Origin of the sequence: Paracoccus suum, assembly GCF_003324675.1 — a bacterium.
Classification (GTDB): Bacteria; Pseudomonadota; Alphaproteobacteria; order Rhodobacterales; family Rhodobacteraceae; genus Paracoccus; species Paracoccus suum.
This window is the reverse complement of record NZ_CP030918.1, coordinates 2075819-2102563: the sequence shown is the minus strand read 5'-3', so window position 1 is coordinate 2102563 and position 26745 is coordinate 2075819. Positions and strand designations below refer to the sequence as shown.

15 protein-coding genes and 1 riboswitch are annotated in these 26745 nt (G+C 69.4%); of the genes, 10 read left to right on the top strand and 5 right to left on the bottom strand.

The features are described 5' to 3' along the window. The first annotated feature begins 70 nt into the window (after positions 1-70). A complete protein-coding gene (locus tag DRW48_RS10150) occupies positions 71-1639 on the top strand; it encodes a D-alanyl-D-alanine carboxypeptidase family protein (protein ID WP_114076325.1) in 1569 nt (522 codons plus the stop codon). A gap of 188 nt (positions 1640-1827) precedes the next feature. Here DRW48_RS10150 and DRW48_RS10145 read toward each other — a convergent pair whose 3' ends face one another. Further along, positions 1828-2754, bottom strand: a complete 927-nt coding sequence (locus DRW48_RS10145) for a class I fructose-bisphosphate aldolase (protein ID WP_114076324.1) — start codon at positions 2752-2754, stop codon at positions 1828-1830. 234 nt (positions 2755-2988) lie between these two features. Here DRW48_RS10145 and DRW48_RS10140 point away from each other — a divergent pair, with 234 nt between their 5' ends. The 4 genes from DRW48_RS10140 to metK all read left to right on the top strand — a co-directional run bounded on the left by DRW48_RS10140 (position 2989) and on the right by metK (position 9627). Then, on the top strand, positions 2989-4200 hold the full coding sequence (locus tag DRW48_RS10140) for a pyridoxal phosphate-dependent aminotransferase (RefSeq protein ID WP_114076323.1): 1212 nt from the start codon (positions 2989-2991) through the stop codon (positions 4198-4200). 178 nt (positions 4201-4378) lie between these two features. Next, positions 4379-6745 (top strand): DEAD/DEAH box helicase, encoded by a 2367-nt coding sequence (locus tag DRW48_RS10135; RefSeq protein ID WP_114076322.1) that lies wholly within the window; start codon positions 4379-4381, stop codon positions 6743-6745. A gap of 117 nt (positions 6746-6862) precedes the next feature. Then, positions 6863-8401, top strand: coding sequence for an apolipoprotein N-acyltransferase (lnt, locus tag DRW48_RS10130; RefSeq protein ID WP_241963232.1), 1539 nt, complete (start codon positions 6863-6865; stop codon positions 8399-8401). 7 nt (positions 8402-8408) lie between these two features. Beyond that, a riboswitch (SAM-SAH riboswitch) is annotated at positions 8409-8456 on the top strand. Between the two features lie 4 nt (positions 8457-8460). Further along, a complete protein-coding gene (metK, locus tag DRW48_RS10125; protein WP_114077494.1) occupies positions 8461-9627 on the top strand; it encodes a methionine adenosyltransferase in 1167 nt (388 codons plus the stop codon). A gap of 58 nt (positions 9628-9685) precedes the next feature. On the opposite strand, the gene DRW48_RS10120 is transcribed toward metK, so the two are convergent. Both DRW48_RS10120 and DRW48_RS10115 read right to left on the bottom strand, forming a co-directional pair. Beyond that, on the bottom strand, positions 9686-10735 hold the full coding sequence (locus DRW48_RS10120; RefSeq protein WP_114076320.1) for a YeeE/YedE family protein: 1050 nt from the start codon (positions 10733-10735) through the stop codon (positions 9686-9688). Positions 10736-10942: 207 nt separating this feature from the next. Then, positions 10943-11665, bottom strand: coding sequence for a dihydroneopterin aldolase (locus DRW48_RS10115; RefSeq protein ID WP_114076319.1), 723 nt, complete (start codon positions 11663-11665; stop codon positions 10943-10945). A 133-nt stretch (positions 11666-11798) separates the two neighbouring features. Between DRW48_RS10115 and DRW48_RS10110 the strand changes: the two genes are divergently transcribed. The 4 genes from DRW48_RS10110 (at position 11799) to DRW48_RS10095 (ending at position 23074) form a co-directional block, all read left to right on the top strand. Beyond that, positions 11799-14366: a putative PEP-binding protein gene (locus DRW48_RS10110; RefSeq protein WP_114076318.1), complete on the top strand. Its 2568-nt coding sequence runs from the start codon at positions 11799-11801 to the stop codon at positions 14364-14366. Between the two features lie 238 nt (positions 14367-14604). Beyond that, positions 14605-15132, top strand: a complete 528-nt coding sequence (locus tag DRW48_RS10105) for a cell wall hydrolase (RefSeq protein ID WP_114076317.1) — start codon at positions 14605-14607, stop codon at positions 15130-15132. A gap of 195 nt (positions 15133-15327) precedes the next feature. Next, a complete protein-coding gene (locus DRW48_RS10100) occupies positions 15328-20760 on the top strand; it encodes an alpha-2-macroglobulin family protein (protein WP_162784719.1) in 5433 nt (1810 codons plus the stop codon). Next, entirely contained in the window at positions 20735-23074 is a 2340-nt protein-coding gene (locus DRW48_RS10095) for a penicillin-binding protein 1C (RefSeq protein WP_114076315.1), read from the top strand. Before DRW48_RS10100 ends, DRW48_RS10095 begins: the two co-directional genes overlap by 26 nt. A gap of 102 nt (positions 23075-23176) precedes the next feature. Here DRW48_RS10095 and DRW48_RS10090 read toward each other — a convergent pair whose 3' ends face one another. After that, the gene (locus DRW48_RS10090) at positions 23177-25267 is read right to left on the bottom strand and encodes a M10 family metallopeptidase (protein WP_114076314.1); all 2091 of its coding nucleotides are present in this window, start codon (positions 25265-25267) and stop codon (positions 23177-23179) included. A gap of 228 nt (positions 25268-25495) precedes the next feature. Between DRW48_RS10090 and DRW48_RS10085 the strand changes: the two genes are divergently transcribed. After that, on the top strand, positions 25496-26242 hold the full coding sequence (locus DRW48_RS10085; protein WP_114076313.1) for an ATP-binding cassette domain-containing protein: 747 nt from the start codon (positions 25496-25498) through the stop codon (positions 26240-26242). On the opposite strand, the gene copM is transcribed toward DRW48_RS10085, so the two are convergent. After that, positions 26239-26655 (bottom strand): CopM family metallochaperone, encoded by a 417-nt coding sequence (gene copM, locus DRW48_RS10080; RefSeq protein ID WP_114076312.1) that lies wholly within the window; start codon positions 26653-26655, stop codon positions 26239-26241. The genes DRW48_RS10085 and copM overlap by 4 nt on opposite strands. Positions 26656-26745: the final 90 nt, after the last annotated feature.

Genomic DNA, 26745 nt, shown 5'->3' with positions numbered 1-26745 from the left:
ACGGGGCCTCACAGGCAGAAAGACCGGGACAGTGAATGCATTAAAGCTCAGGGTCCGTGCGGGCCTGCTGATGATCGCCGTTGCACTTACGGCCGCGACCACTGCGCAGCAGGCAGGCGCGGCGCCTTTTGCGGCCTACGTGATGGACGGACGAACGGGCAAGACGCTGCACTCGCAAAACGGCGACACGCCTTTGCATCCTGCGTCGCTGACAAAGATGATGACGCTATATCTGGCCTTTGCGGCGATCGAGCAGGGGCGTGTGCGCCTCGACAGCCGCTTCACGGTCAGCCAGCACGCCGCCTCGATGCCGCCGTCCAAGCTGGGTCTGCGCCCCGGACAGCAGATCGAGCTGCGCTACTTGATCCGCGCCGCCGCCGTGAAGTCGGCCAATGACGCGGCCACGGTGATCGGCGAGGGGCTCGCCGGCTCGGAGCCCGCGTTCGCCCAGCAGATGACCGCGACTGCGCGCGCTCTGGGGATGCGCAACACCCAGTTTCGCAACGCCAACGGTCTGTCGGCGGATGGGCACTACTCGTCGGCGCATGACCTGACGATCCTCGGCCGGCACCTGTTCTACGACTTCCCCCAGTATTATTCGATCTTCTCGCGCCGCAGCGCCGATGCTGGCGTGGGCACGGTAAACAGCACCAACGCGCGCTTTCTGGACAACTACCAGGGCGCCGACGGGATCAAGACCGGATATACGCGTGCCGCCGGCTTCAACCTGACCGCTTCGGCTCAGCGCGGCCAGCAGCGCGTCATGGCGACCGTCATGGGCGGCACCTCGACCGCGCAGCGCAACCAGATCATGGCGCAATTGCTGGACGCCGGCTTCAGCCGCAGCCCGGCGCGGGTCGCGGTGGTCAAGCCGGCGACCGTCGTCGTCCAGCCGCAGCGCGTGCGCCGCGCGACCGTGCCGCAGGCACAGGCCGTCGCGGCGGTGCCGCGGACGGTCACCGTGCGTCCCGCGGCAAACGTTGCCTCGATCGCGACCAGCGTCGCGCCGGTGCGTCGCACCCAGAGCGTCGCCGCGGCCGCACCCTCGCCGGGCGGGATCGACCTGTCCGAGGCACTCCGCGAGGCGATGGCCACCCGCCCCGAACCGTCGCCCGAGCGTCCGGTCCCGGCCCGCACCCGCGCCCCGGCTCCGGTCGCCGAGGGCGACGACAGTGGCAGCGCCGTGGCCAGCCTGCGCCCCCCGACCAAGCCCGAGGGCTCGTCGCCCGACAGCGACCTGAGCCCGGACAGCGCCGCGGCGGCGCCGCCCGCCAAGTCCTCAGCGGAACCGGCACTCGCCCCGGCCCGGCCGGCGCGCCGCGATAGCGCCGCCTCCCTTGACGGCGGGACCGTAAAACTCGCCTCGCTCGAGTCGGGCGATCGCCCGGCGGCGGGCAAGGCGGCGTCGACCAACTGGGGCATCACCCTTGGCCGCTACCGCTCCAAAGCTGAGGCTGAGCAGATGCTGCTGAAAACCGCATTGCGCGAGGCGGACGCGCTGGGCGAAGGCCTGCGCAAAGTCGGCGAGAGCAAGCGCGGCTACGAGGCGCGTTTCGTCAACCTCAGCCGCGCTCAAGCCCAGCTTGCCTGTGACAAACTGCAGGCCCGTTCGCAGAAATGCACGGTCAACGCCCCCTGACGGCAGATTGACTGGATCGAATTAAAACGGCGCCATCACATCATGGCGCCGTTTTTTTTGACCAGGCGGAGGATGCACCCGACCGCCGCGCTCCCAGCTTTTGCCGTGGCATCCGACGGCAACCGGCCTCCCGGCAAATGAAAACGGCGCCCCGAAGGACGCCGCAGTCGCTTTCAAGGTCGGGCTTTTCAGGCGCCCTGATAGATCTCGACCAGCTTGCCCAGCATGGCCAGCGCATCCTCGCGCGAGCGCTGGAAGCTGTTGCGGCCGATAATGCTGCCGTTGCCGCCGCCGTCGCGGATCGCCCGGGCGTCCTCGTAGACCGCATCCTCGCCCTTGGCCGCGCCGCCCGAGAACACCACGATGCGCCGGCCGCCAAAGGCTGCCTGCATGCAGTGCCGCACCCGTGCCGCCTGGGTCGAAATGTCGATCCCCTGCTCCTGATAGACCTTCTTGGCGTCCTTGTTCTCCAGAACGTCTGTCGACAGCTTGATCTTGATGATATGCGCGCCCAGCAGCGCCGCGATCTGCGCGGCATAGGCCGCGATGTCGATCGCGGTCTCGCCGTCCTTGCTGATCGCCTCACCGCGCGGGTAGGACCAGATCACGGTCGGGATGCCGACCGCGGCAGCCTCGGCGCGCATCTGGCTGATCTCCTCGAACATGTCGAGGGCCATGTCGCTGCCCGGGTAGATGGTAAAGCCGATGGCCGCGCAGCCGAGGCGCAGGGCGTCGTCGACCGTGCCGGTCACCGCCTGGTTCTTGCCGGCGGTGTCGCTCATCAGGCTGTTGGCGCTGTTGCACTTTAGGATTGTCGGGATCTGGCCGGCAAAGGTATCGGCCCCCGCTTCGAGCATCCCCAGCGGGGCCGCATAGGCGTTCAGCCCCGCGTCGATCGCCAGCTGGTAATGGTAGTGGGGGTCATAGCCGAGCGGGTTCTTGGCAAAGCTGCGCGCCGGGCCGTGCTCGAACCCCTGGTCGACCGGCAGGATGACCATCTTGCCGGTGCCGCCAAGCTTGCCTTGCATCAGCATGCGGGCGAGGTTGCCTTTCACACCGGGGTTGTCGCCCTCGTAATTGCTGAGAATGCGTCGGACTTCATCGGTCATTTTCATGGCAGAACCTCTCGTGCGGACGTTGGCGCCTGCCTACCCGGCTCGCCCCCCAGCGGCAACGCCGGTTGCGCTAACGGGGTCCGGAGGGGCGCACGCCTGCCGAACGCGCTCCGCGTTTACATTGCCTCCCCTCCCCGGCTACGGCTGGGCCGCCCGCGACATGCACCATTCGACTGACCCCAGCTTGTCCGTACGACCGGCTCTGCACCGACCACACCTGACAGGATTCGCGCCATGCTACCCTTTTCCGATACCGTGAACCGCCTGCAGGGCCTTGGCGCCGAAAAATGGGCGGTCCATTTCCGCGCCCGCGCGCTGGCCGCCGCTGGGCGCGAGATCATCGAGTTGACCATAGGCGAGCCGGATCGCGCCCCCGACCCGTCGATCCTCGGTGCACTGACCGACGCGCTGGCCGCCGGCCGCATCCGCTATTCCGATGGCCGCGGGGAACCGGCACTTCGCGACGCGCTGGCCGAGAAATACACCGCTCGCAGCGGCCGGGTGGTCGCCCGCGACAATATCCTTGCCGTGCCGGGCACCCAGGCCGCCCTCTTTTCGACTATTGCCGCGCTGGCCGGACCGGGGACCGAGGTCGCCCTGCCCGATCCCTATTACGCCACCTATGAGGGGGTGATTGCGGCCTCCGGCGCCAGCTTGCGCCCGGTCCCGATGTTGGCCGAGGACGGCTTTCGCCTGACGCCCGCCGCGCTCGAGGCGGCGATCACGCCGGCGACACGCGTCCTGCTGCTGAACAACCCCCACAACCCGACTGGCACCGTTCTGACCGCGGCAGAGGTCGCAGCGGTCGCCGAAGTCTGCGCCCGTTACGATCTGTGGATCGTCAGCGACGAGGTCTATGAAGCGCTCATCTTTGACGCCGAGTCCGCTTTCGCCTCTCCCTTCGACATGGCGGAACATGCCGAGCGGACCGTCGTCGTCAGCTCGATCTCGAAAAGCGAGGCGGTGCCAGGCTTTCGCAGCGGCTGGATCGCCGGGCCGGCGGCCTTCTGCACGCGCGTGCAGCCGCTGGTCGAGATGATGTTTTTTGGCAACCAGCCCTTCATCGCCGACGCGACCACGCATGCTCTGCGCCAACCCTCGCCGACCGCAGCGGCGCTGCGCGGCGATTACCTCCGCCGGGCGACACTGGCGGCGGATATTCTGGCCGCAGCGCCGGGGCTGAAGGCGATGCTGCCGCAGGCGGGCATGTTCCTGATGCTCGACGTGCGCGGCACCGGCCTTGACGGCCTCGGCTTTGCCGAAACGCTGCTGGATGCGCAGTCGGTCGCGGTCATGCCTGGTAACGCCTTTGGCGCGCAGGCTGCGGGCTTTGTCCGGCTGTCGCTGACAGTGCCTGATGATCGCCTGGCAGAGGCGTGCCGACGCGTTGCAGCCCATGGAGACAGCCTCAATTCCCGGCCCTTAGCAGCAGCCGCCTCGGCCTGACCCATGCCCCGACAACCCGAGTCGGATTGACGCGGGGCGCCATTTCGCCTAATGGCCGTGCGTCCGCATCCGGCGGACAGCCAAGGGACGTGCGGATCAAGCGTCCCGACAGGTGGCCTCGCGGCATTGCCGCGGCACGGTCGCCACGGACGCCTCCTGACCGATCGAAAGCCCTTGAATGACCCAATTTTCCGACCTGAAGCTCGACCCCAAGGTTCTGCAGGCCATCACCGAGGCCGGCTATACCACACCAACGCCGATCCAGGCGGGCGCCATCCCGCCGGCGCTGGAAGGACGGGACGTGCTCGGGATCGCGCAGACCGGCACCGGCAAGACCGCCAGCTTTACGCTGCCGATGATCACCCTGCTCGGCCGCGGCCGCGCGCGCGCGCGGATGCCGCGCAGCTTGGTGCTGTGTCCCACGCGCGAGCTGGCCGCGCAGGTGGCCGAGAACTTTGACATCTATGCCAAGCACACCCGCCTGACCAAGGCGCTGCTGATCGGCGGTGTCTCGATGCGCGATCAGGAGATGCTGATCAACCGCGGCGTCGACGTTCTGATCGCCACCCCCGGGCGCCTGCTGGACCATTTCGAACGCGGAAACCTGCTGCTGCAGGGCGTCCAGATCATGGTCGTGGACGAGGCCGACCGCATGCTCGACATGGGCTTCATCCCCGACATCGAGCGCATCTTCCAGCTGACGCCGTTCACCCGCCAGACGCTGTTCTTCAGCGCCACAATGGCGCCAGAGATCGAGCGCATCACCGACACCTTCCTGCACGCTCCCGAGCGGATCGAGGTCGCGCGCCAGGCCACCGCCTCCGAGACGATCACCCAGAAGCTGATCGAGATCACGCCCACCCGCAAGGATCAGTCGGCCAAGCAAAAGCGCGAGTTGCTGCGCGCCGTAATCAATGCCGAAGGCGAGGCGCTGAAAAACGCGATCATTTTCTGCAACCGCAAGACCGAGGTCGACATCGTCGCCAAGTCGCTGAAAGCGCATGGCTTTGACGCCGCCCCGATCCATGGCGATCTCGAACAGGCGCAGCGCATGCGCACGCTCGATGGCTTTCGTGAAGGCACGCTGCGCTTCCTGGTCGCATCGGATGTCGCCGCGCGCGGCCTGGATATCCCGGCCGTCAGCCATGTTTTCAACTTCGACCTGCCGAGCCATGCCGAGGACTACGTCCACCGCATCGGCCGCACCGGCCGCGCCGGCCGTCAGGGCACCGCGATTTCGCTGGCCGTTCCGTCAGACGACAAGTATCTGGCCGCGATCGAAAACCTGGTGAAATCGACGCTGCCCCGCGTGCAGGTTCCCGAGGGCTTTGCGATCAGCGATGCCTCGCGCGAGGCACCCCGCGCGCCGCGCGAGGACCGCTCCAGCCGATCGGGTCGCAAACCTGCCGACCGCGGCCGCGGACCACGCGGCAAGGACGAGTTGATCGAACGTTCGGCCGGCACCCAGCCGCTGGAGGTTCCCGCCGTCACGCTCGCCGCGGTCGAGCCGGCGCCGGTCGCGAACGGAGTTGCCCCGGCTGTTGCTCATACCGACGTCGCGGCCGCCGCAAAATCCGAGCCACGCGGGGGCGAGCGCCAGAATGGCCGCCAAGGCGACCGCCGTGAGCCGCGGTCCGAGGCGCGCAGCGAGCGCCGGGACGACCACCGCAGCGAGCGTCGCGACGAGCCCCGGTCCCAGCATCATGGCGAACGCCGCGACGAGCGTCGTGACGAACCTCGCCGCGACCGCGATGATCGCAACGGACGTCGCGACGACCGCCGCAACGGGGACGACCGCCGCAACGGTATCGTCGGACTGGGCGATCACGTGCCCGATTTCATGACCCGCAGCTTTCGCACCTCGCCCGCGCCCGACACCGGCTCGGCCGAAGCCGCGGTCGAACCAAACCCCAAGGTCGAGCGCGAGCCGCGTGAAGAGCGCCGCGATGAAAAACGGGGCCGCTCGCGCCGCGGCCGGGGCCGCAATCGCGGGGAAGATCGTGCCCGGGAGGCCGTGACTGAAGCCGCCGTCCCCGAGGCTGCTGGCGGCGAGTCGGCCGTCCCGGAGGCTGTGATCCCCGAGGCGCTGGCCGCGCCCGAGGCCGCCTTGCCTGACGCTGCGCCGTCGCTGGAAACCGTGGCTCTGCCGGAAACCACCGTCGAGCCGGTCAGCGAGCCGGTCCTCGACGAGACCGCGCCGAGCGTCGAGGTCGTCCTTGACCCCGATCCGCAGACCGTCGCCCCGGTCGCCGCCGAGGTTGCGACCCCGGTCAAGCGAACCCGGACGCGCAAGCCCAAAGCTGCCGCCGAGGCCGCGCCCGAGGCAAATGCTGCTGCGGCAGCGGAGGCTCCGGCCAAGCCGAAGCGCACGCGCAAGCCCAAGGCAACGGCAGCCGACGCGCCTCCGGAAGGAACTTCGGTCGCGACAGCGGCCGAGCCGGCCGCGGCCAAACCCGCCCGGACTCGCAAACCCCGCGCCAAAACCCTCGAAGCCGTGCCCGCGGCCGACGCCGCGCCCGCCCCCGCCGCCGAGCGCGACGCCTGAGCCCTGCCTGATGCGCGCCGGACGAAATCTGCCGCCGGCGCGCACTCTGACCTCGGCTTCCTTCGCAAAACGCGCTTCCCGCCCGGGGGTTGGTGACCCCCAGCCCCGCACCGCATGATGAGCCGACGTCAACGCGCGCTCGCCGTGGCTGCACCGGTCGCCATCGGTGCGGTGGCCTCGCTCGGCTTTGCGCCGTTCAGTTTCTGGCCCGCGACGCCGATTGCGCTCGCGCTCGGCCTGGCGATTGCTGCGCAGGCTCCGACCGCGCGCGCTGCGGGCATATTTGGCCTGTTGCTCGGCGCCGGGTATTTCGGCGCGGCGCTGTCGTGGATCGTGGACCCCTTCCTGGTCGAGCCGCAGGTGACCGGCTGGATGGCGCCGTTCGCACTGGTCCTGATGGCCCTCGGCGGCGGGTTGTTCTGGGCTGCTCCCCTGTGGCTCGCCGCCCGTCTGGTTCCCGGACCCCGCCCGCTCCCTCGCGCCGCGGCGATGGCGGCCACTGTGCTGCTGTCCGAATGGCTGCGCGGCTTTATATTCACCGGTTTTCCATGGGCACAGCCGGGACAGGCCTGGCTCGGCAGCCCGGTTGCGCAACTCGCCGCCATAGGCGGCCAGCTCGGACTGACGGCCCTGACCCTGACACTGGCCACGCTACCCTTCGCGCTGCGCACCCGCCGCCAGGGTTGGCTCGGCATCACGCTGGCGCTGGCCCTCTTTGCCCTTGCCTGGATCGCGGGCGAGGCACGGCTGCATCGCGCGTCCGCCGCCGACACCGGCCTGACGATCCGGCTGGTCCAGCCCGATGCCGATCAGGCGCTGAAGTGGGACGCCGACTGGGCGGCCGAATTCTATCGCCGCCTCATCACCCTGTCCCAAGGCCCTACGTCCGAGGGGCGCCGCCCCGATGCCGTCATCTGGCCCGAAACCGCGGTCAGCTTTCTGCTCAACGACGCCGGCCCCGCGCTGCCCCAGATGGCCGAGGCGGCCGGCGGCGCGCCGCTGCTGACGGGCATCCAGCGGGCCGAGGGGCCGCGCTGGTTCAACAGCCTCGTCGAGATCACGCCGCAGGGCACGGTCGGCGCGGCATATGACAAGTTCCACCTGGTCCCGTTCGGCGAATATATCCCCGGCGGCGATGCCCTCGCCCGGTTCGGTATCCGCGCTTTCGCGGCGCAGGCGGGCTTTGGCTACACGCCCGGTCCGGGTCCGCAGGTGATGCATATCCCCGGGCTGCCACCGTTCCAGCCGCTGATCTGCTACGAGGCAGTCTTTCCCCAGCACCTGCGCGAGGTGCCGCAGCGCCCGCAATGGCTGCTGCAGGTCACCAACGACGCCTGGTTCGGCAAGTTCTCGGGGCCATGGCAGCATCTGGCGCAGGCCCGCCTGCGCGCTATCGAGACCGGCCTGCCGGTCATGCGCGCGGCCAATACCGGGGTCAGCGCGGCCATCGACCCGATGGGACGGCTGACCGCGCGGCTTGATCTGGGAGAGCAGGGGCGGATAGACGCGCGCCTGCCGGCGCCGCTGCCGCCGACCTTGTGGCTGGCCTGGGGAAACCTGCCCGCGGTCCTTTTCGCGCTGATCGTCCTGGCTGCGGCAATCACAGCGTCGCGGCGCCCATTGCGCCGCATTGACGCCCGCCGCGCTGACCCCTAAGTCTTGCCGACCGTCACAACGGCTTCCTGGCGTGACGGGGTCATCTAATGGAGCATCTCATGGCCAGACAGAATTACGTGTTCACCTCGGAATCGGTCTCCGAGGGGCATCCGGACAAGTTGTGCGACCAGATCTCGGACGCGGTCCTTGATGCGCTGCTGGCCGAAGAGGAAGGCGCCCGAGTCGCCTGCGAGACCTTTGCAACCTCGGACCTGGTGGTGGTCGGCGGCGAGATCGGCCTCAGCGATCCCGGACGCCTCAGCAAGTTCAACGATCATATCCCGGAAATCGCCCGCGGGGTGATCCGAGACATCGGATACGAGCAGGAGCGGTTCCACTGGAACAGCTGCAAAGTGCTGAACTTTCTGCATGAACAGTCGGCGCACATTGCTCAGGGCGTGGACCGTGACGGCGCGGGTGACCAGGGCATCATGTTCGGCTATGCCATCGATGAGACGCCCGAGCTTATGCCCGCGCCGATCCTCTATTCCCACGCCATCCTGCGCCGCCTCGCCGAGGCACGCCGCAGCGGGGCCGAACCGAGCCTGGGTCCCGACGCCAAGTCGCAACTCTCCCTGCGCTATGAGGACGGCCGCCCGGTCGAGGTCTCGCAGATCGTCGTCAGCCACCAGCACAAGGACCCGGCCCAGACCAGCGCCGACATTCGCGCCATCGTCGAGCCCTATGTCCGCGAAGTTCTGCCCGAAAGCTGGCTGACCGAGGCGACCGAATGGCACATCAACCCGACCGGCACCTTTGTCATTGGCGGGCCGGACGGTGACGCCGGCCTGACCGGACGAAAGATCATCGTCGATACCTATGGCGGCGCTGCCCCGCATGGCGGCGGCGCCTTCAGCGGGAAGGATCCGACCAAGGTGGACCGCAGTGCCGCCTATGCGGCGCGCTACCTGGCCAAGAACGTCGTCGCCGCCGGTCTCGCCCGGCGCTGCGTGATCCAGCTCAGCTACGCCATCGGCGTTGCCCGGCCGCTGTCGATCTATGCCGACACCTTCGGAACGGGCGCGGTCCCGGAGGCCGAGATCGAGCGGGCCATCGCCGAGGTCATGGACCTGACCCCGCGCGGCATCCGCAACACTTTGCAACTCAACCGGCCAATCTACCGCCGCACAGCCGCCTATGGCCACTTCGGCCGCGCCCCCGAGGCCGATGGCGGCTTCAGTTGGGAGCGTACGGACCTGACCGAGGCGCTGAAAAAAGCGGTCTGACAACAAAATCGGGCGGCGCGCTGATGCGGCCGCCCGGTTGCTTTTGTGGGTGTCGCGTTCAGGCGCGGATAGGGGCGCCGTGCAGGTCCGCCGTCTGGCCATCGACCAGCGCATGGGTCGCCTTGGCGCCGACCGCAATGGCGACCAACGCCAGAATCGCCGCAACAGACAGGGTCGGGATGCCCGAGAGGCCCGCACCCAAGGTGCAGCCGCCCGCCAGCACGCCGCCAAAACTCATCAGCGCCGCGCCGGCCATGTAACGCCTGGTTTCGCGCGGCGAGGAAAAGCTGACGGTCCGAAAGCTGCCGGCCAGCAATGACGTGACGAGGCTACCCAGCAGGACGCCCCCCACCAGCCCTGTACCGAAACCGGCAGGGATCGAAGTCGCGGCGATGACCCAGAACAGGGCCTCGGCGCCGGGGCCGGTGAAGGATAGTGCCTCCATGGTGATCGGATCGAACTCGTCAGCCAGGAGCCAGCCGGTGCCGATCCAGGCGGCGGGGACAAGCAACCCGATCAGCGCGCCGAGCACCAGCAGGCGCGGCCGCCCGCCCGAGCGCAGCGCGATCAGGATGGCCAGCGCGGCAAGCACCAGCGTCCAGAGCAGCGGCCCGCCCGGCAGGGAGGCGAGGCTGGCCCGTGCGCCCAGCGGCACTGTCACCGAGCCGATGGCGGTACGCAGCGGCGCGAGAATTCCCTTCAGCGTCGCATGGGCGATCACCGCGACCACCAGGATCGTCGTCAGTGCGCGCAGGTTGCCGCTGCCGCCAAGGATCGTCAGGCGTGAGATGCAGCCGCGCGATAGCACCATGCCGGCGCCGAACAGCAAGCCCCCCAAAATCACCGCCGCGATCGGCAGGTCGGGGGCCAGCAGGCGATGGCCGTCAAAGGTGATCAGCCCGGCCATCACGGCCGCTTCCGTACCGAGAATGGCAACGGCCAAGGCGGTCATCCACACGCCCATCGCCTCGCGCCGATCGCTGCCGACCAGCGCGCGGCGAAAGCAAAAGGCACTGCGCTCGGCCAGGGCACCAAAGGCCAGCCCGATAACGAGGCCGAGGCCCACGGCGAGCTGCGGAACGGTGAAACCTGCGAGAAACTCTGGCATGGGACTTCCTTCGGGCGCGGATTTGGCAGGCAGTTGGCGCCTGCGCTGCCGTGACGCAAGAGTCACATTTGGCGCGCGCGGTCGCAGGATGGGAACGAGCGTTTCGGCCGGTTGCGCCAGTCGGGACAGGCGTTCCCGTGATGACAACGCAGCCCGCGAGCGTCCGCTGCACTGCGGCACGCGTGGCGGGACGTTCTTATTTTCGGCTCAGGTGGCCGATCCCCCGTCTCTCAGCCGGGCGGCCAGCCAGCGCGCCAGCGCCTCGGGGCGGTCGCGGTCGGCTGGGGGAAGGTCCTGCGCTTCGCGCACCATGCGCACCGGCGCCCAGACCACGGCGCGGCCCTCGCTTGCGGCGGCCTGGATCTCGGTCCGGGTTGCCGCGATTTCCAGTCCCAGCTGCGCGGCCAGCGCCCAAGCCGCCTGATCGAGGGCCAGCAGCGCCATCTGCACGGGATCGCCCCCCTGCGGCATCGGCAGGCCCGGGGCATCGGGGACAATGACCGCGGCGCCCGATGGGCGGCTGTCGCGTGCCGAGAGCACCGGAATCTTCACGGCCGACACGGACCGCACCGCCGCATCGCCCCGCGCACGCGTGATGGTGATGCCCAGCGCCCCGGGCACGCGGTCCAGTTTCTCAACGCAGACCTGCACTTCTGCCGCCTGCGGATGTGCCAGGATTCGGGCGGCGATGTCCTCGGCCAGCGCCTCGAGCAGGTCGAACCGCTTGGCGCCCAGCGCATCCGCAATGGCGCCGACCAGTACATCGTAACTGAGGATGCTATCGACATTGTCGCTGGCCCCGGTCCCCGGCCTGGCCAGCGTCGCGGTCAGCGCAAAGCGCAGGCGCTGGCGACGGTCACGCTCGGACGCGAAGGCGCCGATCTCGGCTTCGATCACATGCTCGCGCAGGTGGATGCGGTCGGGAACCATGTTGGACCTTTGGTGCAGGGGCAGAGCGGCGGAGCGTTGTTGTTACGGTCATTGCCAAAAGGCCGCAGCAGCGCAAGCCCGGCGCCGCATTTCGCAGTTGCAGCACGCGCGCGCTGGCCTAAGGTTCGCGGCCATGACCGCACAGATCGATCCCAGCGCCTTTGTCCGCATCACCCCGACTGCCCGCATCGACCGCGAGCGTCACGGATGGCGCGCGAAATGCCTGCAGCGCCTGATCCGGATGGAACTGCCCGTCCCCGCCACCTTCGCCATTCCGGTCGAGGCGGTGCGCCTGATCGCCGCCGGACACCTGCCCTCGCGCGAGGCGCTGGCCGCGGTGATCGGCTCAGCGGACGGCCTGCTAGGGGTGCGCCCCTCTGCGCTGAACCCCGACTGGGGCGGTCCCGACACTGTGCTGAACGTCGGAATCAACGATCGCTGCCACGCTATCCTGGCCGAGCGGCTGGGCAAGGTCGCGGCAGACGCGATGTACCTGGCCTTCGTCCAGTCCTATGCGGTCAATGTCGCCCGCCTCGATCCCGACACCTTCACCCAGCAAGGGGCCGCGACGCTGGAAGGCGCGCTGGCCGCCTATCGCGACGAGACTGACGAGCATTTCCCCCAAGACCCCGCCCAGCAACTGGGCGAGGTGCTTCGGTCCATGGCGCGCGCCTGGGACGGTCCCTCCGCCCGGCTGCTGCGCCAGGCCAAGGGCGCGCCCGCGGACGCGCCGCTGGGGCTGGTCGTGCAAGAGATGGCGCTGGCACTGGGACCGGGCCTCAGCGGCTCGGGCTGGATCGATTTCGTCGATCCGGTGACCGGCGCGCCGCGGCTGGCGGGGCGGTTCAACCACCAGACCCAGGGGCGCACCCGCGGCGAGGGCGCGCGCGAAATCTATCTGACCAAGGACCCCCGCGGCCCGTCGCTGCAGGACGAGGCGCCCGAGATCCTGACCGAGCTGATCCGCTGTGGCGCCGCCGCCCGCGCCCGGCTCCGCGAGGAGATGAAGGTCGAGTTCGCGCTCAGCAACGGCGCCCTCAGCATCATTGACGCAGTCCGCGTCAACCGCAGCGCCCGCGCGGCGGTCAAGATCGCGGTCGCGCTGGGCCGCGACGGCATCATCCCGCCAGAGGAGGCGGTGATGCGGGTGCAGCCCCGCGCCCTCAGCGACTTGCTGCACCGCCAGATCGACCCGCGCGCGCCGCGCGATCTGATCCTGCGCGGCATCGCCGCCTCACCCGGGGCCGCGACTGGCAGCATCGTCTTCAGCTCGGCCCGGGCGCAGGACGCGCAGGCCCGGGGCGAGGCCGCGATCCTTGTGCGGCGCGAAACGGTGCCGGAAGACGTGCGTGGCATGCATGCCGCCGTGGGTGTGCTGACCGAGCGTGGCGGCATGTCCTCGCACGCCGCGGTCATCGCGCGCGGCTTCGGCCTGCCCTGCATCGTCGGGGCGAGCGATCTGGTGATCGACGCCCGCGCGGGAATCATGACTGCCTCGGGGCGAAGCTTTCGCGAGGGTGAGGAGATCACCATCGATGGCACCTCCGGCGAGGTGCTGGCGGGTGCGGCCGACATGCTCGACCCGGCCATCGACGATGATTTCCGCACCCTGCTGGGATGGGCCGACGCCGCCTGCGACATGGTCGTGCGCGCCAACGCCGACACGCCCGAGGATGCGCGCATGGCCCGCACCTTTGGCGCCCAGGGCATCGGGCTTTGCCGCACCGAACACATGTTCTTTGACGAGCGCCGCCTGCCCGCGATGCAGGAGATGATTTTCGCCGACAAATCCGCCGACCGGCGGCTGGCGCTGGACCGCCTGCTGCCGATGCAGCGCGAGGATTTTGTCGCCTTGTTCGACATCATGGCCGGCTTTCCGGTCTGCATCCGCCTCTTTGACCCGCCCCTGCACGAATTTCTGCCCCAGGACCGAGAGGGGATGCGCGAGTTGGCCGAGACGCTGGCAATACCCCTGTCGGACGTCGTGCGCCGCGTCGAGGCTGTAGCAGAGGCAAATCCCATGCTGGGCATGCGCGGTGTCCGGTTGGGCCTCGCCATTCCGGAAATCTACGAGATGCAGGCCCGCGCGATCTTCGAGGCAACTATCGAAAGCGCGGCCAATGGCGCGCAGGTCGTGCCCGAGATCATGATCCCGGTAGTCAGCGCCATGCGCGAGGTCGAGATCGTCAAGACCCGTATCGACGCCGTGGCCGCAGCGGTCCGCAATGCGCGGCGCACTGGCTTTGACTACCGCCTAGGGGTCATGGTCGAAACGCCGCGCGCTGCCCTTCGCGCCGGCGACATAGCCGAGCACGCAAGTTTCATTAGCTTTGGCACGAACGATCTGACGCAGATGACCTATGGCCTGTCGCGGGACGACGCGGGCAGATTCATGGGGACTTATCTGCGCGAAGGCGTCTGGCCCGAGGACCCGTTCCACATCCTCGATCAGGACGGCGTCGGCGAATTGATCCTGCTGGGGGCCGAACGCGCGCGCGAGCGGCGCCCCGGCATCACCGTTTCGGTTTGCGGCGAGCATGGCGGCAACCCCGAATCGATCGCCTTCTGCCGCCGTGCCGGACTCGACTACGTGTCCTGCTCGCCTTACCGGGTGCCGATCGCCCGGCTGGCCGCGGCTCAAGAGTCGATTCGCGCCCGGGGTACTATAGTTTTGGATCCCCTCGGCTCGCCCTTGAGCTGATTTCTGGCACGATCACGCCGGAAGCGTTTGATCTGCCGGCAAGATCCCGCCGTTTTTGGGCCATATTGGCCCGGTTCCCTCCCTCACGCCCCTGTGCGCTTCAACGGCTTGCCGGCGATGTCTAGGTTTCGGGCGTTCGCCGGCCGAGCTGCCAAGTCCCGTCCGGCTCCATAACCACGCCTGATCTCCGGACCAGCCCGAAAGGCAATGCTTTCCGGGGCATAGGGATAGTTTGTTTATGTATAGTCTGCTCGCTCGCGTTGCCCGCGCGACTCTTGCCGCCACCGTCTTTGCCGCCACCTTCACCGTCAGTCTCGCCCTGCCCGACCCGGCCAGCGCCAGCCCGACGAACTCCTCGCCCGCCGAACTGAAATGCCTCGCCGAGGCCCTGTATTTCGAGGCCCGCGGGGAACCGCTGGCCGGCCAGAAAGCAGTCGCCGAGGTGATCCTGAACCGGCGCGACAGCGGCCGCTTTCCCACCTCTATCTGCGGCGTCGTCAAGCAGGGCGGCAAGGGCGGCTGCCAGTTCAGCTACCACTGCGGCGGCGCCAACCGCGCGATCCGCGAAAAGAGCGCTTATATGCGCGTCAAGCGCGTGGCCGAGGCAGCATTGGCGGGCTCGCCCCGGAACCTGACGGGCGGCGCCACCTATTTCCATACCCCCGCCGTACGCCCGTCTTGGTCCAAGCGGTTCACCCGCACCGCCCGGATCGGCCGCCACATCTTTTACCGCCCCGGCAAATCCCAGCGCGTGGCCTCGAACTGAGCACTCTAGGGCCTCTGCGACGGCGATTTAAACGCGCCCACTGATATGCGGCGGGTTTGCCTCCGCAGGGCCGGCGTGCCACTGTAGGCGTGACTCCAGAATGGGTGGCGCACGATGGTGGGACGGACCGGCCCAAGGGCCTTGATCGCGGCGCTGGCCTTCCTTGCATTTGCGCCGCCTGGCCTGGCCCAACCCATGGGCGAGGGTCCGCTACCGGCGCGGCGCGTCGTGCTGGACGACGGCTTTGACCGTCCCGGCGGCGATCTGCAGCAGCTCTTCAACACCACGCGCGAGGCTTGTGTCGCCGTCTGCCTCGCAGATGCGCAATGCTCGGCTCTGACCTACAACGTCGGCTCGCGCGCGTGTTTTCCCAAGGGCGATGCGGCCGGCCCATTGACGCCGTTTCCGGGCGCGCAGTCCGGGACGGTGATCGACACTGACCCGACCGTTATCGCCGCGGCGACCGCCCGGGCCGCGGCCGCCAAGGACTGGCTGAGCGCCGCCGATCTGAAGGCCGCCCGCGAGCAGGCCAATGACATCGGCGCCACCTGGCCGGGCACGGGCGAGGGCGCACCTGCGCTGCGGCAGTTGGCGCAAGAAGCCTCAGGCACGGGCGGCGAGGCGGTGATCCGCTGGATCGGCGCCGCCACAGCGATCAGCGACGAGCCGGGCGACTGGCTGTCGCTGTCGCAATGGCTGACCACCGGCGATGACGGCGAATCGCGTAGCGATGCCGCCATGTCGGCCGCGATCAACAGTTGGCTGCGCGACCCCGGCGCCGGCAGTCTCGCCCTGCGGCGCTGGGCAGAGCTTGCGGAGAAGCAGAACCGCGGCCGCGACGGCCTGAAAGCCCTGCGCCTTGCCGCGACGACCGACACCTCGCCCGAACTTGCGCAGATGCTAGCCGGCTTTGAGGAGCGCAACGGGTTCCGCATGGAGGACACGCAGGTCGACGCTGATGCCGCCGCCCCACGCGCCTGCCTGCGGATGAGCGACGCCCTTGCCCCGGGCACCGATTATCGCAGCTTTGTCGTCCTGCCCGACCAGACCCTCGCGGTCGAGGCCGAGGATCGCCAGCTGTGCATCGCCGGGATCACCCATGGCCAGCGGCTGCAACTGACCCTGCGCAAGGGCCTGCCCGCCGCTGACGGCGAGGTCCTGGCCCGCGACGTGCCCGTCAATCTTTATGTCCGGGATCGCACCCCGCAGGCGCGCTTTACCGGGCGGGCCTATGTCCTGCCGGCCGGCGGCGATCAGGGCGTCACGGTGCGCACGGTGAATACCGACCGCGTGGCGCTGACGCTCTATCGCATGTCCGACCGCAACATCGTGCGGGCGCTGCGCCAGGATATCTTTGGCCAGCCGCTGGATGACTGGCGCGCCGAGAGCTTTACCGATGAGCTGGGCCAGCAGGTCTGGACCGGCGAGGCAGACGTCGCCCCGGGCGAGGGCGGCGGGCCGGCCGTCGTGAATACCGAGGTTGCAACCCGCCTCGACATCGCCCGTGCCGCCGGGCCACTGGCGCCCGGGGTCTATGCCCTGACCGCCGCGGTCCCCGGCCAGGACGCCGACCGCAGCCCACCGGCGACGCAATGGTTCATGATCTCGAACCTCGGGCTTGCCAGCTATGGCGGCACCGACGGGCTGACGGTCGCGGTCCGCGGCCTCGATGATGCCGCCGCGCGCGAGGGCGTGACAGTGCAACTGGTCTCGCGTGCCAACGCCGTCCTGGGCAGCGCCCAGACGGATGCGGACGGCATCGCCCGTTTCGCGGCAGGCCTGTCGCGCGGCCGCGACAGCGCCGCCCCGGCAATGGTGACCGCCAGTATCGGGACTGACGGGGCGATCACCGACATGGCCTTCCTGTCCCTGACAGAGCCCGAGTTCGACCTGTCCGACCGCGGCGTCGAGGGCGCCCCGCCTGCACCGCCGATCGACGTCTTTGCGACCACCGACCGCGGCGCCTATCGCGCCGGCGAGACGGTGCACGCCACGATCCTCGCACGCGATAGCTCGGTCGCGGCGCTGTCGGATCTGCCGATGACCGCCATCCTGACCCGGCCCGACGGCGTCGAGGCGCAGCGTCAGCTGGTGCCGTTTGCTGGCGACGGCGGCTATGTCTTTGACTGGCCGATCCCGGCCAGCGCCCCGCGCGGCAGTTGGCGGATCGATCTGAAGGTCGACACCCAGTCCGACGCTCCGCCGCTCGCTACCCTGCGCGTGCTGGTCGAGGATTTCCGCCCCGAGCGGATCGACCTTACACCGGTCCTGACGGCGGCCCCGCTGCCCACCGACCGCCCGCTGGACGTCGCGCTGACCGCGCGCTGGCTTTATGGTGCGCCGGGTGCCGAACTGCCCGTCGAGGGCGAATTGCGACTTGCCCCCGCGACCGAGGTGACCGGCTGGGCCGGTTACGCCTTTGGCCGCTACGACGCGCCGGACGACAGCACGACAGTCCAGATCGACCCCGGCATGACCGATGCCGAGGGGCACTGGCAGTCCGAATTGCCGGTCCCGCCCGCACTGGCCGAGGCCCGGCGCCCGATGGAGGCGACCTTCGCGCTGTCCGTCCGCGAGGGCGCAGGCCGCCCGGTCGAGCGGCGCGAGACGCGGCTGGTCATGCCGCAGACGCCCGTCCTGGGGATCAAGCCGGGCTTCGACGGCAGCGTTCCCGAGGGCAGCGAGGCGGCATTCCAATTGGTCTCGCTCGGCCCCGAACTGACCCCGCTGGCCGGCACCGTCGGCTGGGTGCTGAACCGCGTGGACACCGAATACCAATGGTATGCCCTAGAAGGCGACTGGCAGTGGGAGCCTGTGACCACCCGCAGCCGCGCGGCTTCCGGTCAGGTTCAACTGGCCGCCGGCGCGCCGACCCAGCTCGCGATGCCGGTCCAGTGGGGCGAGTATGAGCTGGTCGTGACCGCCGCAGACGGCGCACAGACCGCGGTCCGGTTCTGGGCCGGTTGGGGTGCGGCCGATACCGGCACCGACACGCCGGACCGCATGACCGTGACGCTGGACAAGCCCGCCTATCGCGCGGGCGACACCGCGCGCCTGACGATGGACGCGGCGGCTGATGGCGTGGCCGTGGTCTCGGTCCTGTCGAACCGGGTCGTGGCGATGCAGACAGTGCCGGTCAAGGCGGGCCCAAACAACCTCGACCTGCCTGTAACGGATGACTGGGGCGCGGGCGTCTATGTCGCGGTCAGCGCCATCCGGCCGCTGGACGCCACTGCTGCCACCAGCCACGCACCGGTGCGCACACTGGGTCTTGCCCATGCCGCCGTCGATCCCGGCGCGCGTCGCCTGCAAGCCGAACTGACCGCCCCGCCCGAGGTTCGCCCGCGCGGCGAGACGCGCCTGCGCCTCGCCGTCCGCGGCGCCGCGCCGGGCGAAACGGTCCATGCCACGGTCGCCGCGGTTGACGAAGGCATCCTGAACCTGACCGGCTTCAAGGCCCCGGACCCGCTCGATCACTATTTCGGCCAGCGCCGGCTGGGTGTTGCGCTGCGCGATCTCTACGGCCGGCTGCTGCTGGCCTCGGGCGTCGCGGATGGTGCGATCCGCAGCGGCGGCGACGCGGCCTCGGGGCGGCTCGATGCCCCGCCGCCGACGGAAAAGCTGATGGCCTGGTTCTCGGGTCCCGTCACCCTCGGGCCCGATGGCACGGCCGAGGTTGCGGTGCCGCTGCCCGACTTCAACGGCTCGGTCAAGGCGATGGCGGTGGTCTGGACGCGCAGCGCGGTCGGACAGGCGGACACCACGCTGCTGGTCCGCGACCCGGTCGTCATGACCGTGACTGCGCCCGCTTTCCTCGCCCCCGGCGACACCGCCGAGGTGCAACTGGCCCTCGCCCATGTCTCCGGCCCGGCCGGGGCGGTGGGCCTGACGGCCGAGGTCGCGGGCGGCCCAGCCCTCGGCCTCGCCAACCTTGCGCCGGAAGTGCCGCTGGCCGACAAGGGCCGCGGCGAGGCAGGACTGACCCTCACCGCGCCGCAGGACGAGGGCGTGGCCCAGTTGCGCCTGTCCGCCCGGCTGCCGAATGGCGAGGTGCTGACCAAGGACCTCAGCATTCCGGTCGAAAGCCAAGAGGCCGCGATCACCCGCAGCGCCCGCATCACGCTGGCGCCGGGCGAGACGGCCATGCTGGATCCGGCGGCCCTCGGCGCGTTCCGCCCCGGAACCGGCACCGCGACGCTGTCGGCCGGCGCCTGGGCGCAGCTCGACGTCGGTGCCGCCGCCCTGCGCCTCGCGACCTATCCCTATGGCTGCACCGAGCAAATAGCCTCGGCCGCCATGCCGCAGCTGTATATGCAGGGCCTGCTGCCTGGCATCACCCTGCCCGGCAGCAACGAGGCGCCGCGCAATATCGATCAGGCCATTGCGGCGGTGTTGACCCGCCAGACTTCGTCCGGGGCGTTCGGGCTGTGGCAGGCCGAACCCGGCGACGCCTGGTTGGACGCCTATACCACCGACTTCCTGTCGCGTGCCCGTACCACGGGCCATCAGGTCCCGGACGAAGCCTTCCGGCGCGCCCTGGCGAACTTGCAAAACACCCTCAACGCGGCCAGCGAGCCGCAGTATGCCGATCCGTCCGAGAATGCGGCGCTTGCCTATGCCGCCTATGTGCTGGCGCGCGAGCGGGCGGCGGTGGTCAGCGATCTGCGCTATTACGTCGATACTGCAGGTGACAGCTTTGCAACGCCGATGGCGGCCGCCCAGCTTGGCGCCGCCCTCGCGGCCTATGGCGATGTCGGCCGGGCGGATGCGATGTTCCGCCGCGCGCAGGCGATGCTGATGCGCGGTGGCGCCGACAAGGGCGACATGCGCGGCGATTACGGCACCGCGCTGCGCGATGCCGCGGCGGCCCTGACCATGGCGACCGAGGCCGGCAGTGAGGCACTGGACCGCACCGCAACCGCAACCGCCGTCGCCGGGCTGATCGCGGGCCGCCAGGCCGAGGGTGCCGATCTGTCCACGCAGGAGGCGCTGTGGGTGGTCCTGGCCGGGCACGCATTGCAGGCGGCAGGCGCGCCCGGGTTGGCGATCGGCGACAGTCCTGCCGGCGGCGCGCTGACCCCCCTCGGCGACGCCGCGGGCCTTGCGCCGCTGCGCCTGACCAACAGTGGCGCGACCCCGCTGCCGGTGACTCTCAGTGCAACCGCTACGCCGACCGAGCCTCCGGCCGCCGGTGGCACCGCTTGGTCGATCACCCGCAACTACTTCACCCCCGAGGGCGCGCCGGTCGATCCGGCACAGGTGGCGCAAGGCACGCGCCTCGTCGCGGTGCTGACAGTCACGCCCCTCGCCGAAGGTGGCGGCCGGCTGATCATCGCTGACCCCCTCCCCGCAGGGTTCGAGATCGACAACCCGAACCTCATTTCCTCCGGCGAGGGCGGCGGGCTGAGTTGGCTGGACGACCTGACCGAGGCCGAGATGGCCGAGTTCCGCCAGGACCGCTTTGCCGCGGCCGTGAACTGGTCGGACAGCGCGCCCTTTAACCTCGCATATCGGCTGCGCGCGGTCAGTCTTGGCGATTTCCGCCATCCGGCAGCGACGGTCGAGGATATGTATCGCCCGGAACGGCGCGGCTGGACCGACAGTGGCCAGACCCGGATCACCCGCTGACGACGGCCGGCTCGGGCGGCGGGCGGCGCGCGGCCTGACCGCGCTCGTTCTGGCGCTGGGGCTTGGCGCCTTCGCCGCTGATACGGCACGGGCGCGGCTCGACCGTTGGATCGCAAGCGCCGATCTACCGCCGCTGGGGATCATCACGGGAACCGAGGTGCTGGCCCGCGATGGCAGCCTGCTGCGCGCCTTTCAGGTCGAGGACGGCCTCTGGCGCCTCGCCCCACCGGCCAAGGGGATCGATCCGCGGTTCCTGCCGATGTTGCTGGCTTGGGAGGACCGGCGGTTCGCGCAGCACTCCGGCGTCGATCCGCGCGCCATCATCCGCGCCGCCGCGCAGGCGCTGCGCCACGGACGCGTGTTGTCCGGCGCCTCGACCCTCTCCATGCAGGTCGCCCGCCTGATCGAGCGTGGGCCGACAGGCGACTGGCGCGGCAAGATCCGTCAGGCCCGCCTCGCCATGGCGTTGGAGCGGCGGGTCGGCAAGGCCGGGATCATCGATCTGTACCTGCGCCTCGCCCCCTATGGCGGCAACGTCGAGGGGGTTCGCGCCGCAAGCCTGATGTGGTTCGGGCACGAGCCGACGCGGCTGACCCCGGCTGAAATCGCGGTCCTCGTCGCCCTGCCCCAGGCCCCCGAGGCGCGGCGCCCCGACCGCCCGGCCGGCCGCGCTGCCCTGCGCCGGGCGCGCGACCGGGTGCTGGGCCAGGCTCATGCGGTCGGCCTGATCGACGCAGAGGCGCTGGCCGACGCCCGCGCCGCGCCGCTGCCCGACCAGCGCCGCGCATTCCCCGCCCTCGCCCCGCTGCTCGCCGAGCGGCTGCATCGCGAGATGCCAGGCGCACCGCGGATCGAGACTACCATCGATCCCGACCTGCAACGCGCTGCCGAAACCGTCGTCGCCCGCGCCGTCCGGGGCCAGACGGCCCGGGTCTCGGCCGCCGCGGTGCTGGCCGATTTTCGCACCGGCGAGATTCTGGCCAGCGTCGGCACCGCAGAATGGACGGGAGAATCCTCCGCCGGTTATGTGGACATGACGCACAGCCTGCGCTCGCCCGGCTCGACCCTGAAGCCATTCGTCTACGCGATGGCCTTTGACGACGGGCTAATCCATCCGGAAACGCTGATCGAGGACCGGCCCGCCAGCTTTGGCCGCTGGCAACCGGTCAATTTCGACCGCCGATTTCGCGGCACCGTGACCATCCGCCAGGCGCTCACCGAATCGCTGAACATTCCGGTCGTGCGCGTTGCTGCGGCGCTCGGCCCGGCGCGGATCGCCGGCGTTCTGAACCGCGCCGGCATGCGCCTCGATTACGCAGGCGGCGTGCCGGGTCTCGCTGTGGTCCTCGGCGGCGCCGGGGTCAGCCTGCAGGATCTGGCGCAGGGCTATGCCGGGCTCGCGAATGGCGGGCTGGCGGTACGGCTGCATGATCGGCCGTTGGGGCAAGTGGCCTCGGCCGACCCATCCGGGGCTGACCTTCCTTCGGGCCCTCAGTGCGGGCTGGTCACCAGGCCATCCGCAATGCCCGGGGCGAGCGCTGTGCAATCCCCGACGGCCGGGCGTCATGATGCAGCAGTTGGCTGCGCCACCGACGCCGGTTCCCTCGCGCCAAAGCTCGGGATGACAGGCCAAGCGGCGGCGAACGCGGGCGCACCTGCCGCACGGATCGTGGGGGCGGTCGCTGCCTGGTACACGGGCGCGATCCTCGCGCAGGTGCCCCCGCCGACTGGGGCCGAGCGTGGCCGGCTCGCCTTCAAGACCGGCACCAGCTACGGCCACCGCGATGCCCTCGCCGTGGGCTATGACGGCGGCCAGGTCGGGGCGGTCTGGCTGGGACGGCCGGACGGTACGCCGGTGCCAGGGGCGTTCGGCGGCGATCTGGCGGCGCCGGCACTGTTCGATCTTTTCGACGCGCTGGGCTCCCGCGCCACGCCCCTGCCGCCGCCGCCGCCCGATGCCTTGACGGTCAGCAATCCCCGCCTGCCGGCGCCCCTGCGACGTTTCCTGGCGCCTGGCGAGGCTGCCCCCATGCGCCCCGGCTCCTCCCGCGTCGGTGCGCCCGAGCCTCTTGCCATCCTCTTTCCCCCTGATGGCGCCGCGCTGGAGGCGCGCGCAGGTGCGGCCATCACCGCCCGTCTGCGCGGCGGCGCGCCGCCCTACCTGTGGCTTCTGGACGGCGCCCCCGTCGCCCGCAGCGATGGTGGTGAGACCGCCGCCATTCCCGTTTCTGGGCCGGGCTATGCCGCATTGGCCGTGATCGATTCGACCGGCCGCTCGCAGCGTGTCGGGTTCAGCATTACCGGCGGCAGTTGAGATTGGAACCAAGCCGCCGTGCCCTGATGCCAACTTGGCGCGCTCTCGGCGGCGTCGCGCCATGAATATCCCCGACTGATCCGCGGCAGCAGCCCGCCTTCCTCAGATCAGCACCAGATCATCCCGCAAGCTGGCGACCGTTGCCCCGGAAACCACCAGCACGTCCTCGCCAAATGTAAACATCGCCCCAATGCTGCTGTCGCGTGCATGAGACCAGACCTGATCAATGGTCAGGCCGCCAAGCTCAGCCGAGCGCAGCGCGATGACATCGACGTTGTCGGCAAAGTCGGCGATCCGGTCACGGCCGTCGCCAAAGACGAAGATGTCTGCACCGCCGCCGCCGGTGAGGATGTCGTTGCCACCCTTGCCGTCCAGCGTGTTGATCCCCGCGCTGCCCTGCAAGAGGTTCGCCTCTGCGTTGCCATAGCCAACGCTCTTGTCGGTACCGGTGAGGACGAGCAGCTCGACCTGCGCCGGCAACACGAAACTTGTGGCGCTGTAGACCGTGTCGATACCGCCGCCTGCGACCTCGATCACTCGGTCGCCCAATTGAGCGAAATAGATGTCGTTCCCAGCACCGCCGGCCATCATGTCATTGCCACCTCGACCGTCCAAACGGTCGGCGCCCGCGGTTCCCCACATGCAGTTGGCCAGATCATTGCCAATCCCGCAGGCCCCCGGCCCGCCGTTGAAGACAAGATTCTCCACCTGCGCGCCGAGTTGATGGAAGGCGGCGGCCGTCCGGACTGTATCGATGCCGCCACCGGCAACCTCGATGATTCGGTCGCTGGCGTCGGCAATATACAGGTCGTTGCCGGCACCCCCGACGAGCGTGTCCGCCCCGCCCTGGCCATCCAGGGTATCTGCCCCGGCCGTCCCCGTCAGTTGGTTGGCCGCTGCACTGCCGATCCCCACGCGGGCGGACCCGGTCAGCACCAGATTCTCGAAGGCCGCGCCAAGGCGGTGGTCGGCGGCGGACCGGACCGTGTCGATGCCCCCGCCCGCAGCCTCGATCATCACGTCGCCAGTGCCGAGAATGTAGGTGTCGTTGCCGAGGCCGCCGATCAGCCGGTCCGCACCTTCGCGCCCATCAAGCACGTTCGCCCCCGCGGTGCCGGTGATCGTGTTGGCCAGCGCGTTCCCGGTGCCATGGGTGGCGCGGCCGGTCAGGACCAGATTCTCGGTCCAGGGCGCCATCACGTAGCTGGCCGACGAAATTACGGTATCGACGCCGCCGGTCGCGGTCTCGACCACCGTGTCGTCGCCGTCGATGATATAGGTATCGTTGCCCGCGCCGCCCTCTAACCGGTCATGGCCGCCGCCACCGTTCAGCCGGTTGGCAGCCGGGTTTCCGATCAGCAGATCGGCGCCTCGGCCCCCGGTCGCGTTTTCGATGATGCTGCCCGGCATGATCTGCATGTTGCCGATGCCGCCCATCACGTTGGAAATCGCACCAGGGCGCAGGTCGATCCGCTGCGCCTCGGTAAAACCGGAGAAGTTCAGGCTGTCGTTTCCGGCGCTGTCGGCGATCAGAAAGGCGGCTCGCGCGCCGATGGCAGCCGCCCTGTCGAGCGTGCCGCCTGCGGTCGAGGCGACACCATAGACGGTGTCGCCCGCACGCACGGCCGACGTGCCGCAAAGCGCCCGGATCGCCGTGTAATCGGCGGCCATCGGAGTCAGGTTGTAGGCTTTGCTCGCATGGACCGCGGTATTCTCGATTTGGTCAAAATAGCTCATCAGGCTCATCTGCCAGCTGTCGTTGGCCACGGCGGACTGGGCGAAGCTCTTGACCGTGCCGTAGTCCTGCGGATGCTTCAGGCCCAGCGCGTGCCCTGTTTCGTGCATGTAGGTGCGAAAGGCGTAGCTGCCGATGCCATCGCCGGGCCGCACGCGAGCGTCGTCAATCTCGATCAGGGCGCGGGTGATCTGACTCCCCCGGTAAGTGGTCACGGTATGCGCACCGGTGCCAGCGTGAGTGTAGGTGATCTGCGCGCTGCCAGCAGTTTCCGCAAAGCGCAGGTTGGCGATGGCCGCCCATTCCTTCAGCGCGGCGCGGGCCATGGCCTGCTCCTGCCCGGTGAGCGCCGAGATATTGTAGGAAATCGCGCCGTCCGCGCCCGGCCGGATCGACCCGCTGGGACCATCGCCGGTCACAAGCGCCCTGGCGAAGCGGTCGATGCTGTAGGTTTCCATCCGGCCATCCGTGCGAGACTGTTCGTCGCGCTATGGCACGGCCGCGCAAATTCGTCAGCGGGACCGCTAAATATTGAGGCAGTTTGTCCCGCCGCGCGGATCGGCAGGTGAACGCATATCCGCCCTCTCGACATTCTCGCGGCGGGGTGATTGCGTCATGTCCATGACAGATCACGCAAACGGCATCATTGTCCTAACCGTCCCCGCCCTGCCGCGGCGGGTCCGGGGATGAGCCGTCCGGCCCTGCAGATCACTGGCCTCTGCCGCCAACTTGGTGCCTTTCCCGCGCTGCGCGGCATTTCCTTGGGAATCGAGCCCGGCGAGCATGTGGCGCTGATCGGCCCCTCGGGCAGCGGCAAGGCGATGCTGCTGCGCTGCCTGCGCGAGCTCGACAGCTTTCAGCGCGGCCGAGTCGAGGTCGCGGGCGAATTCATTGCAGCGCCTGCCCCGCCTCCGCCCGAGCTTCTGGCGCGCATGCGCCGCCGCCTGCCGTTTGTCGCGGCCGAGCCGGATTTGCCAGCCGGCTGCACCGTGCTGAGCTGCTGCGCCAGTACGGCTGCGCAGGGTGATACGAAGCCCACGGTCGCCGAGGAAGAGGCGGCCGAAGTGTTGGATCGCCTTGGCCTCGGGGCGATAATGGCGCGGATGACGGAGAGCCTTGGCGTGGCCGACCAGCAGCGGGCGGCGATTGCGAGGGCGGTCGCGGCGCGGGGCGAGGTGACGCTGCTGGACGACCCTGCCTCCTGCCTCTCGGGCGCGGAGGCGCAGGCGGTCCTGAACCTGATGTCGGAGGTCAAGGCCGCAGGGACTACCATGCTCAGCGCCGTGGAATCGTTGGATTTCGTGCGCCAGAATGCCGACCGCGTGGTGTTCATGGATCGCGGCCAGGTAGTCGAGGTCGCCGCGACCGAGTGCTTTTTCACCGCCCCCTCCAGTGCGCGGGCGGCCGAGTTTCTGGCGCAGCGGGGCGCCTAGTGGCCGTGGGCCGCCAGCCACGCCTTCATGGTCTCGATCTCGGCCTCCTGAGCCTTGATGACCTCCTCGGCAAGCTTGCGGATCTGCGCGTCCTTGCCGTCCTTGAGGACAATCTTGGCCATGTCGATGGCGCCTTGGTGGTGCGGGATCATGCCCTTTACGAAATCCACATCCGCATCGCCGGTGTAATCGATCATCATGTCACCATGCATCTTGTCCATCGCCTCCATGTAGGCGCGGGTCGAAGGCGTGGCGTCCTCAGGGATCGCCGGCTCGGCCATGGCAGAATGGTCCATGGCGGCATGATCCATCGGTGCGGCTTCCGGCGCGGCAGGCGTGGCAGTGGTCTGGGCCAAGGTGGCACTGGCGCCAAGCGTCAGGGCGGTCAGGGTCACAGCGAGGGCGGATTTCATGCTTCTCTCCTCAGTCGGGCGGCGGAAAGCCGGCGTTCACAAGGCTGCGGAATTGGACGCCGGGGCGCGCCATATCGTCAAGCGGATGAC